The following is a 13,434-nucleotide window of genomic DNA, read 5'->3' on the forward strand; positions in this document are numbered from 1 at the left end:
CCCCGACGCTGGTGTCCCGCGCAACGCGCCTCGGTGCGTTGTCGCGCATGGTGGCCAGAAAGCCCGGTGCACCAGGGAGATCACGTATAAGCCGTAAAGCCATCGCGCAGGGAATGCCGGCTGATCCGGCTGATCCTGTGGTGACTGCCGCCTGCTTTTCTTGTTGCAGGCGGGCCATGGGTGAGGCCTTCACCCGGCATTCCCTGCGCCCTCCGTCTCGGACGGAAGGTTTCATGGATTCACCTCGGACGCCGACGGCGCCGCGAGAGCGGTTTTGTTTGCCTGCAATTGAATGAGACGCCTCGGATGCACGCCTGCCCTGGCCCGCTGAAAGCCACGTCAATATCGCCGGTTGCGATGAGTTGGCACGGATTGATGCAGATCAACGCATCATCCGCCTGCGGCCTATTGGGTCCGATCTGGACCGACCGGGAAGAGACGTGATGACAGCGACCGACGCGACCAGCAATGCCGCAATTCCCGAAGCCACGCCCTATGAACTGATCGGCGGCGAGGCCGTCGTGCGGCGGCTGGCCAATCGTTTTTACGAGATCATGGACAGCAGTCCCGACGCCGGCCGAATCCGCGCCATGCATGGCGAGGACCTCGGCCCGATCAAGCAGATGCTGTTCGAATTCTTGAGCGGCTGGCTCGGCGGTCCCCCGCTCTATTTCGATCGGACCCCGCACCGTTGCATCATGTCGGCGCATCGGCCTTATCCGATCGGTGAGGCCGAGCGCGACGAATGGATGATGTGCATGCGGGCTGCGATGGCTGATTGCGAACTGCCGGCAGAGATGCGCGCGCTGCTCGACCAGGCCTTCCTGCGCATGGCCAACGTGATGCGAAGCCGCTGACCGGCCGACGGTGACGGGCTACTCCACCTTCTGTGCCTCGCGCGCCAAGCGTTCGGCCCTGAGCCGCTCGCGGTTGGCATTAAACGCCCGTTGGGCCTCCTGATGTTCGCGCATGGCCTGCTCGGCATCGGCCCTGCGCGCCGCATCGCGGGCGCGGCGTTCTTCGGGCGTCAGGATCCGTGGCGGACGGATTGGGGTCTTGTCTGACATGAACTCTCAACGCCGGTCGGGCCCAGATGTTCCGGAGCGGAGGCCAATTTGCGCCTCGGATGCTGACAAATCGGGCACCATAGCCGCAAGCGGCACGCGGACACTTGACGGCGGGGGTCACAAGCCTGACAAATTCATGCGCCCAATTGTCACAGCGGAGGTGGCGCGTGAGACATGTCGACGCCGTAGTGATGTTCGTCAGCCTGTGGCTCCTGGCCTCGATGCTCCTCGATGCCCTGACGCCGCCCGAGCTGAACGTCTATATGATCGGCCCGGCCCTGGCGCCGGCCATTTTCGTCACGGCTGTGCTGTACTGGCTGCGGATCCCGGCGCTCGACTTCGCCGTGGTGTTCGCGACCGTCTGGATGGCGTCCGAGATGGTGCTCGAAATGATCACGCCGAAACCGCTCTCGCCGTTCTTCGCCTTGATCGCGGCCGCGCCGCTGCTGGTGGTCGGTTCGGTCTTCAATTTTCAGTGCTGGTATCGCTCCAAACGCCCGACGCGCCCGGTTCTGTCGCCATCGATCTCCGGCCTTTCCTCGCCGGGCCAGGTCTCCAAGCGGGCCCATCAGGTCTGATCCTGCTGCGGCTTGCAAGCCTTCCAATCACCGGCGCTACTAATCTAATTGTCCCGCTTCGGAAACAGACGGTCGCAGATGTAGCGCGAAGTCGGGGTCAGGCGGACGCCACGCGGCTTTTGCCATTCGGCGCGATCGAGCTCCCTGGTATCACCGATCTCGAGCCGGCCCTTGGCATACTTGGCGATGAAGATGGCATCGCTCATCCTCCGCCCGGACCGCTTGTTCTTGGCCGTGACCTCCTTCCAGAGCCTGAGACGGCCAAGCTTGAGCTTGGGCAGCTCCTCCTTGATCTCGCGCTTGAGACAGGCCTTGTCCGTCTCGCGAGGTCGCTTGCGGCCGCCGGGAAACATCCACAGACCGTCGACTCGCCGCCGAACCAGGAGAACCTTGCCGCGTCTGACCGCAACGAGCTTGGATGCCTTCGCCATTTCTACTTCGCACTTCCTCCTGATCAAAAGTGGATAGTAGTCTTCCAGGTTTCAAAGAGTCGCGCGATCCGTAACTGTCCGTATCGGCGGCGTCTCTGTATAGCGAGTATATCGACGCAAGAACATATCGGGAACAATCGGTCGTCGGAGCCGTTCGGGCCCTGATACAATTAGAGAACTATATGGCTGACAATATGAAGAAAGACCCTGACGATTGGGTTTCAGGGCGCGACCCAATGACCGGCGCCCAGGCGCCCTATATGAAAACTCAAAGCGAGCAGGCGCACGCGCCAGACCCGAGTGGGAAGCAACTGACCAAGGCGAAAGCATCGGAGTTGATCGATCGGTTGCGTGAGCAAGCCGGCATCGACAAATGACGCAATGCTCCGCGGTCCAAAATTGACGGTCACCCTGATGCCTGATTTTCGTCCGAGCCCCGCGCTGATCAGGCAGAACGCATGACCGCCAAATGCAATGAGATCCGCCTCTGGCTGATGGAAGTCGATGCTGCTCCGCCAGCACTGCTGGCCCATTGGCGCGCTTGCCTGAACGCGCAGGAGCTGGCGCGCGCCGACCGGTTCTACTTCGACGCCGACCGTGAGATCTACCTCGCCGCGCATTGGCTGCTCCGGCAGGCGCTGAGCCACGCGGCTCCGTTGGCGCCGGAGGCTTGGCAGTTCGCGAGCGAGCAATTTGGCAAGCCGCGCATCGCGCCGGGGCTCGGATATGGGAGCCTCAAGTTCAATCTGTCGCACACCAGGGGATTTGTCGCCTGCGCCGTCGGCTATGACGCCGAGATCGGGGTGGACGTGGAACGGATTGCGCCCAAGCACGCCAGCCTCGACATCGCCGAGCGCTATTTCAGCGCAAGCGAAGTTGCCCTCATGCGGGCTGCTCCCGCCGCGGACCGGGCGATGATCTTCTTCCGTCTCTGGACGTTGAAGGAGGCGCTGATCAAGGCGACCGGCGAGGGTCTGTCGCGCGCACTCGACAGCTTCTCGTTTGCTTTCGCGCCGACCGCGATCACCTTTCAGCCGTCCGATCCAAGCGAGGCGGCCAGATGGATGTTCCTGGAGGATCGGCCGACTCCACATCACGCGCTCGCGTTGGCGATTCGGTCCGGCACAGCCGGCAGGGCCATCCCAGTTTCCCGTGTATCTGTCGAGCCCGGCGAGATGAACGTCCTTGATCGGAGCGCTCGATGAGGGGCGAAAATGTCGCGAATCACCGCTGCGTTGTTTACTCTTGGAACGACCGAGGAGTTCAGCATGGTTGCGGACAGTGACAGCAGGATCGCCTGGCATCGCGCACAGCTCAAGAAGAATCGTGCGGCGTTGAGGCAGATCGAAACCGCACGCTTCACGATCGGTGAGAGCTCGGATGCCAAGGCGCTCGAACGGGCCAAGCGGCAGTTTTCGGACCTTCAAGCCAAAATCCGTGAATCCGAACAGGTGCTCGCCCAGCACGAACGCCAGACCCGACGGCCGCTCGGCACAGATCTGCGCAGCCTGTCGCGCGTGTCCTGGCGCGATTGGACCGGCAACGGGCAACGCTAATCCGCTTCGCTGAGGTGCCGGCGTCGCAGCCGCTCTTCGCTGCGCGCCAACGCGGCGAAATCGAGCTGTCCCTGTTCGAGCGCCCGTCGCGCGCAGCCGAAGATGCGGTAGAATTGCGCGCCGTCATAAGCGACGAGCAAGAGGTCGGCCCCGCCGTTCAGCGCTTCGACCACGGCCTTGCAGACGTCGCCGCCATAGATGGCGCCCATGACGAGATCGTCGGTGATGATGATACCGTTATAGTTCCAGCTCTGCCGGATCAGACCATCGAGCACCGCCTTCGAATGCGACGCCGGCCGCTTCGGGTCGAGGGCCTCGAGCTTGACGTGGCCGACCATCAGCACGGCTTGCGTCTCCTTGAGAACCTCGCGGAACGGGCGCCAATCCGAAGCCGCGAGCTCAGCAACCGGCGTCTGCAGCTGTGCTGCAAAATGGTGTGTATCGGCCGTCACCCGCCCAAGGCCCGGGAAATGCTTCACGGCAGCACCAACCCCGCTGGCCGCAAGCCCGTGGATGTAGCTGGTCGCGATCTCGCTGACGACGGCGGGATCACTGGCGATCGCGCGCTGGCCGATCAGGGTGTTGAAGTCGAAACGAATATGCTGCCGGTCCGGACGAAGATCGAGCACCGGGGCCAGGTTGAGCGTGACGCCGACATCCGCCAGCGCAGCGCCTTGGCGGCGGCCGACCGCCTCGGCCTCACGGCGGCGCCGCTCCGGCGCGAGATCGGCGAGCGAGGACAGCGCGTCCTCGTGCGGCAATGGCGGCGACAGGTGCGCAACGATACCGCCCTCCTGATCAGCAGTCACGATGAGGCGCGGCAAGCCTGCGCCGGCGCGCCTCGCCTGCAGCGCCGCGATCTCGGCCTTCAGTTCGGCAGCCGTCCGCCCGCTTGCGTTGTGACGGGTCACATAGACGCCGCCAATCAGTCCTCGCTCGGCCAGCACCGCGGCTTCCTCCGGCGCGGCATAGCCGACCACGAAATGCGCGCCGAGCAGCCGCGCGACCGCAGCATCACTCGTCAGCACCTCGTATTTGCGCCAGGCAAATGACGTCTGCGCAGCGACGAAGGCTATGAGCGGCATACACCAGAGCAGCAGCAGAATCCGGCTCGCGACCCTGCCCTCGCGCCATGCACCGCACCGGAGCAGCAGAATGGGAACGCCGGCGCTCACAACCAGCAGGACCACTTGGCCCGCGCCACGAAGATGGACCAGATAGGGTTCGTTGCTGTTTGCGGCAATGACGACCAGAAGCAGCGCCAGCGGCCAGAGCGCCACGATGCGGAGACGTTTGATCATCGCGTAAATCGGTTTGTCGTTGGACCTGTTGCTCGCCTAGCAGCGCCTTCGCGCACGCACCAGTCGAGAACGGGTGCCTGCACGAAATCTGCAAAACAATCCTGAATGCCTGCAAAACCCCTCCCCGGTCGCTGCACCATCCCGCGTCAAGGTTCATCTCGCCAGCCGACAGCTGGCCGAACGATGACTCATGCGAGGACCACAGATGACAGGTTTTGCCGCGCCGGCCGTGGAGAATACACCGCAACAGAATTTTGCGCTCAAGTTCACGATCGCCATTGGCCTCGCCGCACTCGCCGATGCACTGTTCTATGATCAACGGATCGGACTGTCGTTGACCGTCTTTACGATCGCACTGGTCGCGGCCTCGCTCATTACCAACCGGGCCCAGCTCGATCGAAAGCGCGCAGTCGCGGCGAGCATCATCTTCGTTGCGAGCGTGTTGCCCGCCGTCGAGCAGCTGAGCACGCTCTCGTTCCTGTTCCTGTTGCTTGGGACGATCAGCAGTATCGCACTATGGACCAATCCGGCGATCGTCGGCTCGAGGGCGCCGCTCACGGCGTTCCGTCAGTTCCTGCTGATTGGCCCGTTCAGACTTGGCCCAGATATCTTGGCGGCCATGCGTGCCCCCGGGTTATCCCGCTCCATTCTCGGATGGTGCGTACCCGTTGCATTCGGGCTGGTGTTTCTGGCTCTCTTCGCAGAGGCCAACCCGTTGATAGAGCAATGGGTGGACATGCTGAGGCCTCACAGAGTGGCTGCGGATTTCGATCAGATCCACGTACTGTTCTGGCTTGCGATGCTGTCGCTGATCTGGCCCTTCATCCATCTCCGATGGCGCCCGAAGGCGGCGCGCCCTACCGGCTTCGCGCCCGCTGCGGCAGCATCACAGGGATCGATCGCGACGGCGCAGGCCGCTCTCCTGGGACCGGGCACCGTGTTGCACTCGCTGCTCCTGTTCAACCTGCTGTTCGCCGTCCAGAGCGCAACTGATCTCGTCTATCTCTGGGGAGGAGTACAGCTGCCCGACGGGCTGACCTATGCAAGCTATGCACATCGCGGCGCCTATCCGCTGGTCTTCACGGCTTTGCTCGCCGCAGCCTTCGTCGTCCTCGCGATCCGTCCGAACGACACCAAGCCGCAATCGCTCTTGGCGCGCGTCCTGCTCTATCTCTGGGTCAGCCAAAACCTGCTGCTCGTCATATCCTCGATGCTGCGGCTCAAGCTCTATGTCGACAGCTACCTCTTGACCTATTGGCGCATCGCGGCCCTACTCTGGATGGGTCTCGTCGCTCTCGGCCTGATCTTGATCACCCTGCGGATCACGATGAATCGCTCTCATCGCTGGCTCCTCCAGATGAACCTGCTGGCCGTGGCCGCGACTCTCTATGTATGCGCGCTGACCAATTTCGATGCCATCATTGCCGGCTACAATGTGACCCACAGCCGGGACGCGGGCGGCAAGGGAGTGATGCCCGATGTATCTTATCTCGCGAGCCTCGGTCCCCAGGCGCTCCCTGCCATCGATCGGGCCATCGCATCCCACCTATCCGAATCCCATCTTTCGGCGTATCGCGACCGGCTGCTGCAGGCACAGGCCAGCGACATGGCATCCTGGCGAACCTGGAGCTTCCGCGGCTGGCGCCTGCAGCATTATCTCAACACTCATCCGGTACCGTCTCCGCCGAGCTGATTTTGTTTGCACGCAGACTACCATGACCCATCGTATTCTCGTCGTCGACGACGACCCGCATATCCGCGAGGTGATCCGGGTTGCGCTCAGCAAGGCCGGCATGGACGTAACCGAGGCAGCCGACGGCAAGGCGGCCCTCGCCCGCTTCGAGCGCGACCGGCCCGATCTGATCGTACTCGACGTCGGCATGCCCGAGTTCGACGGGCTCGAAGTTTGCCGGCGAATTCGCCGCAACTCAGACCTGCCGATCTTGTTCCTGTCGGCGCGCGACGAGGAGATCGACCGCATCTTAGGACTCGAGATCGGCGGCGACGACTACGTCACCAAGCCATTCAGCCCGCGCGAACTGGTCGCGCGCGTCAATGTGATCTTGCGGCGGGCAACGTCGCGTAGACTTGACCGCGCGGATCCGGTCGAACTGCATCATGGCAGGCTTCGCCTCGACCCAGCGCAGCACGCCGCGCATTTCGGTGAGATGCCACTGCGCCTGACTGCGCTCGAGTTCGGCATTCTGCGGGCGTTCCTGAGCCGTCCAACCGTCGTATTCAGCCGCGAGCAGATCATGGCGACGGCCTATCAGATGAATATTCAGGTCTCCGACCGGACCATCGACAGCCATATCCGCAACATCAGAGCCAAGCTTGCAGCTGCCGAATGCGACGATGTGATCGAGACGGTCCATGGGGTCGGCTTCCGGCTCGGCCGCTGCGGCGGCCCGGCATGATCGCACCCCGCCGCAAGTGGCGGCCCTCGCTGCGCCAGATCGTCTTCGGAGTGCTAGCGCTCGTCGCCACCCTGCCCTTGGTCGGCCTGTTCTTCTTCCGTATCTACGACAACCAGCTGATACGCCAGACCCAGGCCGAGTTGATCGCCCAAAGCCGTGTTCTCGCCGCGCTCTACGCCGAGGAAGTGACTGCGCGGCTCGGCGCCGGAATTCCGCTCGGCGCGGAGATTCCGCCTGACTTGCGTCCCGATCCCCCAGATGCGGTTACGCCGATCCGGCCACTGCTCGATCTGGCCGCCGACGACCTGTTCGTGCGGCGACCGGATGCGCGTCCGGCCGCCCACCCCGCCGATCCCGCCTATGTCGCGATCGGCGCCCGGCTGATGCCGATCCTGCTGGAGACTCAGAAGGTCACGCTGGCCGGCTTCCGCATTCTCGATCCGCATGGGGTGGTGATTGCGGGCCGCGATGAGGTCGGCCAGTCGCTGGCCCATATCGAGGAAGTCGCGACCGCATTGGAGGGGCAATACAAGGCCGCGCTGCGCATTCGCAAGCCCGACAAGGCGCCGCCGCCGATCTATTCGCTGAGCCGCGGCGTCGGCGTCCACGTCTTCTCTGCGATGCCGATCATCGTCGATAACCACGTGGCCGGCGTCATCTACACCTCGCGCACGCCGCGCAACATCTTCGAGCACCTGTATCAGGAGCGCGGCAAGTTCATCGCGGCTGGCTCCGCTGTCGCGCTGACGACATTGTTGATCGGCTTCATCGTGGCGCGCACGATCACCCATCCGATGCATGAGCTGATCGAGCGCGCCGGACGAATCGGTCGCGGCGACCCCGAGGGTTTCCGTCCGCTTGCTCACTACGGCACGCGCGATTTCGCCGAGCTATCGAGGCAGTTCTTCGCGATGGCCGAGCAGCTGGCGCGACGCTCCGATCACATCGCGAGCTTCTCCGCCCACCTGACCCACGAGCTGAAATCACCGCTGACCTCGATAAAAGGAGCAGCCGAATTGCTGCTGGATTCGCTGGGTACCCTTTCCAACCCTCTGACCCGCATCGAGCAGGAGAAATTCCTGGGCAACATTCTCGGCGATGCCGAGCGGCTGGAGGCCATGACCCAGCGCCTGCGCGAGCTCGCTCGCGCCGAAATCACCCCGCAGCACGAGCGTGTGGATCTGGTGTCGGTGATCAGCAAATTGCGCGAGCGCTTCAGTGCGCCGAACATCACGATGCGGGGCTCATTCGAATCCGTGATTGCGATGTCGGCGGAGACTGCTTTGATCGCGCTGTCGCATCTCGCCGACAACGCTTGTCGCCATCAGGCTCGTAACATCTTGCTGGAGGCGCACCGTGACGGGGACATGCTCGTGCTCAACGTCAGCAATGACGGTGAGCCGATCTCGCCGCAGAACCGCGACCGGATTTTCGACGCCTTCTTCACCACGCGCCGCGATAGCGGCGGCACCGGCAAGGGTCTCGCGATCGTGCGCGCCATCATGACCAGCCATCGCGGCACGATTGCACTCGAACCGACCGAGCAAGGCGTCGCATTTGTGCTACGCTTTCCGATCGGATGAACTTTCCAGTCCCGCACAATGCGAACGGGATCGAGGATCATTCAGCACCAAGCTGGCCGCGCCTATTGCCCGCCACGTCAGATCAGCCTATCTGACCGTGACAGTCGGAAGCTCGGGAGAGCAACACGTGGCCCTCAAGAACATCATCGGTATAGATCATGCCGTCGTCGCGGTCACAGGACTGGACGCGGCAGCGGAGTGCTGGCGGCGGCTCGGCTTCACGCTCTCTCCGCGCGGCGCTCACAGCGCCAAGATGGGCACGGGCAATTACACGATCATGCTCGACCCCGATTATATCGAGTTGCTCGGGGTCTTGACAGAAACCGATCACAACGTGGCGACGCGAAACTTCCTGGCGCGGCGCGGCGAAGGCATCGAGCGGATCGCCTTCACTGCGGTCGATGCGGCTGAGGGAGCCGAGGAGATCAGGGCCCGCGGCTTTGAGCCGATCGGCCCGACCGATTTCGAGCGTCCGGTGCCGATGCCCGACGGCAGCCTCTCGGCCGCGAAATTCCGCGTCTTTCATTGGCCGCTGACGGAAGCGCCCGGCGGCCTGCGCATCTTCGCGTGCCAGCATAAGACCCGCGAGACCGTCTGGATCCCAGAGTTGATGCGGCACGCCAACGCAGCCAGGTGCCTGAAGCAGGTGCTGATCGTAACGCCGGCGCCGGCCCGAGACGCTGCGCATCTGTCACGCCTGATCGACCGCGAAGGACGTGCCGACACCGACGGTGTGGTCACGGTGGCGTCCGGCGGGAGCCGAGCGGACTTTGCTTTTCTGACCAGGGATCAATTGGCGAGCCGCTATCCGGCCGTCTCGCTGGCTGGATTGCCAGAGCATGGCGGTGCTGGCCTGGTGATCGGATCGAGCGATCTGGCCTTGACCGAAGCGGCGCTGGGGTCAAGCGGCGTCCATAGCGGCATAGCCATCTGCGTCCCGCCTGCTGCGGCCAATGGCACGCTGCTCGCATTCGTGGCCGGCTGACGGCGTCAAACCGCCGTCGCCGCCCAATCCTTTGCCTTATTCCGCTGCCTGCAACATCGAGGGGCGGCCGCGCTGGCTGTCCAGCCAACCGGCAAGGCGGCCCATGAGATTGCCTCCTTGCTCGGACGGCTGCGCCGACGAGACGAACGGATCGCAATGGCAGCGCGCGCCCGCAGCGCGGGCGATTTTCGCCACCGCATCGGTCATCGCTGGCGCGCCACAAGTATAGACCACGTCGTTCGGCGTCAGGTCCGGCATGTGCTCGGTCGGCCGGCCGGTGCGCAGTGCCGGCGAGATGTTCTGCGGTTCGGAGACGATCGGGATGATCTTGACGTTGGGGAAGCGCGCGAGCCGGCACAGCGCCTGGTGCATGTAGAAGGATTGCAGGGTGCGCGCCGTCACGATGAACACCATATCGCGCTTCGGATTCTCGGTGATGGCCGCCACCGCAATGGACCACATCGGCGCGAACCCGGTGCCGCTGGCGACCAGCACGATGCGGCCACGATGCTTCGGGCGGAAGAACGCGGTCCCGAGCGGTCCGATCAGCTTGACCCGATGGCCGGGCTGGATGTCACGTCCCAGCGCCGACGAGACCAGACCGTCCTTGAGCTTGCGGATGTGCAGATAAAGCAGGTGATTGTCGGGCGCGCCGGCCATCGGAAAGGTCGGGCTGTAGCAGCGCGCTGGGTAGCCGCGGAACTGCACCTTGACGTACTGCCCGGGGAAATGGCGCAGCGGCTTCGGCAGATCTAGCGTCACACCCATGACGTCAGGCGCGAGCCGGACGAGATCGCCGACTTCGGTCGACATCGTCACGGTGTCCGGCACCGGTTCGGTCACGATCTTGAGGTCTGACACGACACGGGCCTGGCAGGCATGCGCCATGTCGCCTTCGGTGCCCCCGAACAGCTTGCCGTCGACGACGCGTACCTTGCAGGAGCCGCAGATGCCGCTGCGGCAATCATGGGGAAGTTCGACGCCGCTGGAGATCGCGCTGTCAAGCAGGAGATCGCCCACATTGGCGTAGAATGTCTCCTTGTTGAACTGAACCTTGCAAATCTTCCCCATCACTCCACCTCTAGTCGCATTGGCCGGATCTGCCGCGTATGTCGGATCTGGGTGTGATCGAACGCAGCGACTCGCATAAACACGCCGTTCTTGATCGGAACGTCGTACTTGCTGTGTGTGTCCATTTTGCGGGCAATTTCGAGCGTCCAGTGGCCCGATGCCCAACGTGCAGCACAGCGAATGTCCGCCCGGTCCCCGGAAAAGTCGCCATTGATGATGACGCCGGGCACGACGGTGCCGACCGGTATCTGGGCGTCGGCTTCCATCGTATAAGGCACCGATTCGGCCTCCGTCATGAACCATCGCGCCCCATCGCTCTCGCCGATGTTGGGATCGAGATTGATCTCGCCCATGGTGGCCTTCATCGCAGTAACGTCCTTCGGCAGCCGCTTCGGCCTGACACCACGATTGCCGAGCATCTCTGCGTCGCGATCGATGACGAAGTTGTCGGAATAGTTGGCGTTGCCAGGGTCCGCGCCGAAGCCCCCCTTGTAGGGCGCGAGACCCTTGACCTGCTCTGGAGTCGGTTCGGCCGGCGGACCGAAATGATCGTCATCCATCCAACCCGTCGGACCGCCGCTCGTCGCCTTCCACTCCCACGCATCAGCATAGAGGTTCGGCGCGGGCGTATAGTGGATGCCACGTCCGGACAGCGTTGCCGGCTTGTCCGGCATCGGCTGTGAGCTCATGTGGAAGGTGCGGTCAGCCGCAAGCGTGATCGGCAATGTCGTGAACAAGAGCGAGAACTTGTCCTCGTTGTAGTCGTTCTCGTCGCCCTTCTCATAGCCGTTGTGCAGCAGATGCCAACCATCGGCGCGCTTGATCAGCGGCAGCTGCTTCAGCGAACGGGTCGGATCCTCCCAGATCACGAGGAAATAGACCCAGCTGTCGTCATGCGCGGCCTTGATCCAGACCTTGGACTCGCCGGTGCCGTCGAAATTGTCGCCCTGGTTGGTGGTGACCATGTGCGGCTGGATATTGCGCCAGACCCGGTCCGAGGTATCGCCGTCGAGCGTCGGCGCATCCGCGTTCTCGATCCGGTGAACCGTGACCGTATCTTCGGCATAGTAGTCGGCGGCGACCATCGCCCACCCCGCAAAAATCGCGACCGCCGCAGCGACCACGAACGGATTCGCCTGGAAGGTCGGATTGCGCCGCCGTGCATTGCCCTTCGTATTGCCCTTGACGTTGCCCCTGCCGCCACTCGTCGGCGGCGCCGCCGACCGCGGACGCACCGCGCCATTGCGCGCGTCCACGCGGCCGCGAACCAAATCCTCCGAACGACTTGCGGGCATCTGTTCGCGGGCCGATCTCATGGCCGGAGCCGCCGGAGAGGCCTTGATCGGGGCCTCGCTTTCCTCGAGTCGCTCGGATTGCTCGACCAGCATGGTCAGCAACTCAACCGGGTCGAGACGCGGCGGCGGCGGCGGCAGCGCCTGTGGCCGGAATACCCGGTACAACTGTGATGCCCCGCCGATGCCGTAGTGAACGAGGATGTGCAGGAGAATGAACGCAGGCACGACCCAAGTCGCATACCAGTGAATCATCATGGTCACGTATCCCGACTCGATACCGAAGAACAACAAGCCGCCGGTCACGATCAATGCGGCCATGGTGATGAACAGCACCCAATGCAGGAACACGCTGATGGAGCCAAGACGCGCTGGCCTTCGGCCCATCAGGCCCTTGATCCGCATCTTGTCGACGGCCACACGCCGGCCGAGGCCGGATTTGGCGATATAGATCATGTAGGCGATCGCCACGCTCGCAAGCATCACGCCGGCCGGCATGTGCCACGTCCAGGTATGTTGGCGTGGCAAGGCCCAATCCAGATGCTCGGAGATCCAGGCGTGACTTGGCGCTTCTGTGGCCATGCGCAGCCCGGTGGTGAAATCGACCACGGTTGCCCCGACCAGCAGCCAGTGCAGGATGATCGTTCCGTAGTCTGTCTTGCGGACCCTCATGCGCGGCCGTCTCCTCGCGGACCCGCGCACATGCAGATTGCAGAACCGGCCGGGCGTCGAGCGCCATCGCTCCTGCTCCGCAGACGAACGCGACGCGCGTAGCCGCGCTTCGAACATCCGTATGCGTCGAGCTCCGCACCGATCCGGTCGATCATCATATCGTTCAGCAATTCGTCCCCCAGATGCCTGTTCTGGCAAGCGAGCTTTCTACTCTGCCGTCGCGAGGACATCGCCTCGTAACGACCGGACAGCCCCTGACGGCGCATTCGTTCACCGTCATGCGTCGGTGTTCGGGTCTATCAACAATGGTGCGAACGGCGTCGCAGTACGGCGTCGCACCGATACGCTTCCCCTTAGCGTATTCCCCGTCTACATCGTTCCGACACGGCACGAGCGAGCCGGTGCCGCGGCGGACGGCGTAGATATAGTTTTCCGAGCGTCTCAGTCGGATTGCACCCCACTCCGCTTCGTCCTCATCGTC

At 63.5% G+C, this 13,434-nt stretch carries 14 protein-coding genes; 9 read left to right on the top strand and 5 right to left on the bottom strand.

The features are described 5' to 3' along the window. The first annotated feature begins 443 nt into the window (after positions 1 to 443). On the top strand, positions 444 to 857 hold the full coding sequence (locus tag QX071_RS18460) for a group II truncated hemoglobin (RefSeq protein WP_315704053.1): 414 nt from the start codon (positions 444 to 446) through the stop codon (positions 855 to 857). Positions 858 to 875: 18 nt separating this feature from the next. Here the strand turns inward: QX071_RS18460 and QX071_RS18465 are convergent, their stop codons facing one another. Further along, positions 876 to 1,067: a hypothetical protein gene (locus QX071_RS18465; protein ID WP_315704054.1), complete on the bottom strand. Its 192-nt coding sequence runs from the start codon at positions 1,065 to 1,067 to the stop codon at positions 876 to 878. 191 nt (positions 1,068 to 1,258) lie between these two features. Here QX071_RS18465 and QX071_RS18470 point away from each other — a divergent pair, with 191 nt between their 5' ends. Then, a complete protein-coding gene (locus tag QX071_RS18470; RefSeq protein ID WP_409977501.1) occupies positions 1,259 to 1,645 on the top strand; it encodes a hypothetical protein in 387 nt (128 codons plus the stop codon). A gap of 44 nt (positions 1,646 to 1,689) precedes the next feature. Here QX071_RS18470 and QX071_RS18475 read toward each other — a convergent pair whose 3' ends face one another. Next, positions 1,690 to 2,076, bottom strand: a complete 387-nt coding sequence (locus QX071_RS18475; protein WP_315704056.1) for an NUDIX hydrolase — start codon at positions 2,074 to 2,076, stop codon at positions 1,690 to 1,692. 182 nt (positions 2,077 to 2,258) lie between these two features. Between QX071_RS18475 and QX071_RS18480 the strand changes: the two genes are divergently transcribed. The 3 genes from QX071_RS18480 to QX071_RS18490 all read left to right on the top strand — a co-directional run bounded on the left by QX071_RS18480 (position 2,259) and on the right by QX071_RS18490 (position 3,632). After that, positions 2,259 to 2,453: a DUF3072 domain-containing protein gene (locus QX071_RS18480; RefSeq protein WP_315704057.1), complete on the top strand. Its 195-nt coding sequence runs from the start codon at positions 2,259 to 2,261 to the stop codon at positions 2,451 to 2,453. An 81-nt stretch (positions 2,454 to 2,534) separates the two neighbouring features. Beyond that, positions 2,535 to 3,281 carry a 4'-phosphopantetheinyl transferase family protein gene (locus tag QX071_RS18485; RefSeq protein WP_315704058.1) on the top strand — a complete coding sequence of 249 codons (747 nt, stop codon included), beginning with the start codon at positions 2,535 to 2,537 and terminating at the stop codon, positions 3,279 to 3,281. Positions 3,282 to 3,344: 63 nt separating this feature from the next. Beyond that, a complete protein-coding gene (locus tag QX071_RS18490; protein WP_315704059.1) occupies positions 3,345 to 3,632 on the top strand; it encodes a hypothetical protein in 288 nt (95 codons plus the stop codon). On the opposite strand, the gene QX071_RS18495 is transcribed toward QX071_RS18490, so the two are convergent. Then, entirely contained in the window at positions 3,629 to 4,933 is a 1,305-nt protein-coding gene (locus QX071_RS18495; RefSeq protein ID WP_315704060.1) for a glycoside hydrolase family 3 N-terminal domain-containing protein, read from the bottom strand. The genes QX071_RS18490 and QX071_RS18495 overlap by 4 nt on opposite strands. A 205-nt stretch (positions 4,934 to 5,138) precedes the next feature. Between QX071_RS18495 and QX071_RS18500 the strand changes: the two genes are divergently transcribed. The 4 genes from QX071_RS18500 (at position 5,139) to QX071_RS18515 (ending at position 9,918) form a co-directional block, all read left to right on the top strand. Continuing rightward, positions 5,139 to 6,626 (top strand): DUF4173 domain-containing protein, encoded by a 1,488-nt coding sequence (locus QX071_RS18500; RefSeq protein ID WP_315704061.1) that lies wholly within the window; start codon positions 5,139 to 5,141, stop codon positions 6,624 to 6,626. 22 nt (positions 6,627 to 6,648) lie between these two features. Next, positions 6,649 to 7,350 (top strand): response regulator transcription factor, encoded by a 702-nt coding sequence (locus tag QX071_RS18505; protein ID WP_315704062.1) that lies wholly within the window; start codon positions 6,649 to 6,651, stop codon positions 7,348 to 7,350. Beyond that, positions 7,347 to 8,933 (top strand): ATP-binding protein, encoded by a 1,587-nt coding sequence (locus QX071_RS18510; protein ID WP_315704063.1) that lies wholly within the window; start codon positions 7,347 to 7,349, stop codon positions 8,931 to 8,933. Before QX071_RS18505 ends, QX071_RS18510 begins: the two co-directional genes overlap by 4 nt. Before the next feature lie 127 nt (positions 8,934 to 9,060). Further along, positions 9,061 to 9,918, top strand: coding sequence for a VOC family protein (locus QX071_RS18515; RefSeq protein WP_315704064.1), 858 nt, complete (start codon positions 9,061 to 9,063; stop codon positions 9,916 to 9,918). 36 nt (positions 9,919 to 9,954) lie between these two features. Here the strand turns inward: QX071_RS18515 and QX071_RS18520 are convergent, their stop codons facing one another. Both QX071_RS18520 and QX071_RS18525 read right to left on the bottom strand, forming a co-directional pair. Then, positions 9,955 to 10,989, bottom strand: coding sequence for a 2Fe-2S iron-sulfur cluster-binding protein (locus QX071_RS18520; protein WP_315704065.1), 1,035 nt, complete (start codon positions 10,987 to 10,989; stop codon positions 9,955 to 9,957). Beyond that, positions 10,989 to 12,953, bottom strand: coding sequence for an ethylbenzene dehydrogenase-related protein (locus QX071_RS18525; RefSeq protein ID WP_315704066.1), 1,965 nt, complete (start codon positions 12,951 to 12,953; stop codon positions 10,989 to 10,991). Before QX071_RS18525 ends, QX071_RS18520 begins: the two co-directional genes overlap by 1 nt. Between the last annotated feature and the right edge of the window lie 481 nt (positions 12,954 to 13,434).

Origin of the sequence: Bradyrhizobium sp. SZCCHNS1022 (genome assembly GCF_032484835.1) — a bacterium.
In the GTDB taxonomy this organism is placed as follows: Bacteria; Pseudomonadota; Alphaproteobacteria; order Rhizobiales; family Xanthobacteraceae; genus Bradyrhizobium.

Bases quoted from the DNA above. Each gene is read 5' to 3' on its own strand.
- QX071_RS18485 (WP_315704058.1), top strand. From the start codon at position 2,535: ATGACCGCCAAATGCAATGAGATCCGCCTCTGGCTGATGGAAGTCGAT.
- QX071_RS18505 (WP_315704062.1), top strand. From the start codon at position 6,649: ATGACCCATCGTATTCTCGTCGTCGACGACGACCCGCATATCCGCGAG.
- QX071_RS18495 (WP_315704060.1), bottom strand. From the start codon at position 4,933: ATGATCAAACGTCTCCGCATCGTGGCGCTCTGGCCGCTGGCGCTGCTT.
- QX071_RS18460 (WP_315704053.1), top strand. From the start codon at position 444: ATGACAGCGACCGACGCGACCAGCAATGCCGCAATTCCCGAAGCCACG.
- QX071_RS18520 (WP_315704065.1), bottom strand. From the start codon at position 10,989: ATGGGGAAGATTTGCAAGGTTCAGTTCAACAAGGAGACATTCTACGCC.
- QX071_RS18475 (WP_315704056.1), bottom strand. From the start codon at position 2,076: ATGGCGAAGGCATCCAAGCTCGTTGCGGTCAGACGCGGCAAGGTTCTC.
- QX071_RS18465 (WP_315704054.1), bottom strand. From the start codon at position 1,067: ATGTCAGACAAGACCCCAATCCGTCCGCCACGGATCCTGACGCCCGAA.
- QX071_RS18500 (WP_315704061.1), top strand. From the start codon at position 5,139: ATGACAGGTTTTGCCGCGCCGGCCGTGGAGAATACACCGCAACAGAAT.
- QX071_RS18525 (WP_315704066.1), bottom strand. From the start codon at position 12,953: ATGAGGGTCCGCAAGACAGACTACGGAACGATCATCCTGCACTGGCTG.
- QX071_RS18470 (WP_409977501.1), top strand. From the start codon at position 1,259: ATGTTCGTCAGCCTGTGGCTCCTGGCCTCGATGCTCCTCGATGCCCTG.
- QX071_RS18490 (WP_315704059.1), top strand. From the start codon at position 3,345: ATGGTTGCGGACAGTGACAGCAGGATCGCCTGGCATCGCGCACAGCTC.
- QX071_RS18510 (WP_315704063.1), top strand. From the start codon at position 7,347: ATGATCGCACCCCGCCGCAAGTGGCGGCCCTCGCTGCGCCAGATCGTC.
- QX071_RS18480 (WP_315704057.1), top strand. From the start codon at position 2,259: ATGGCTGACAATATGAAGAAAGACCCTGACGATTGGGTTTCAGGGCGC.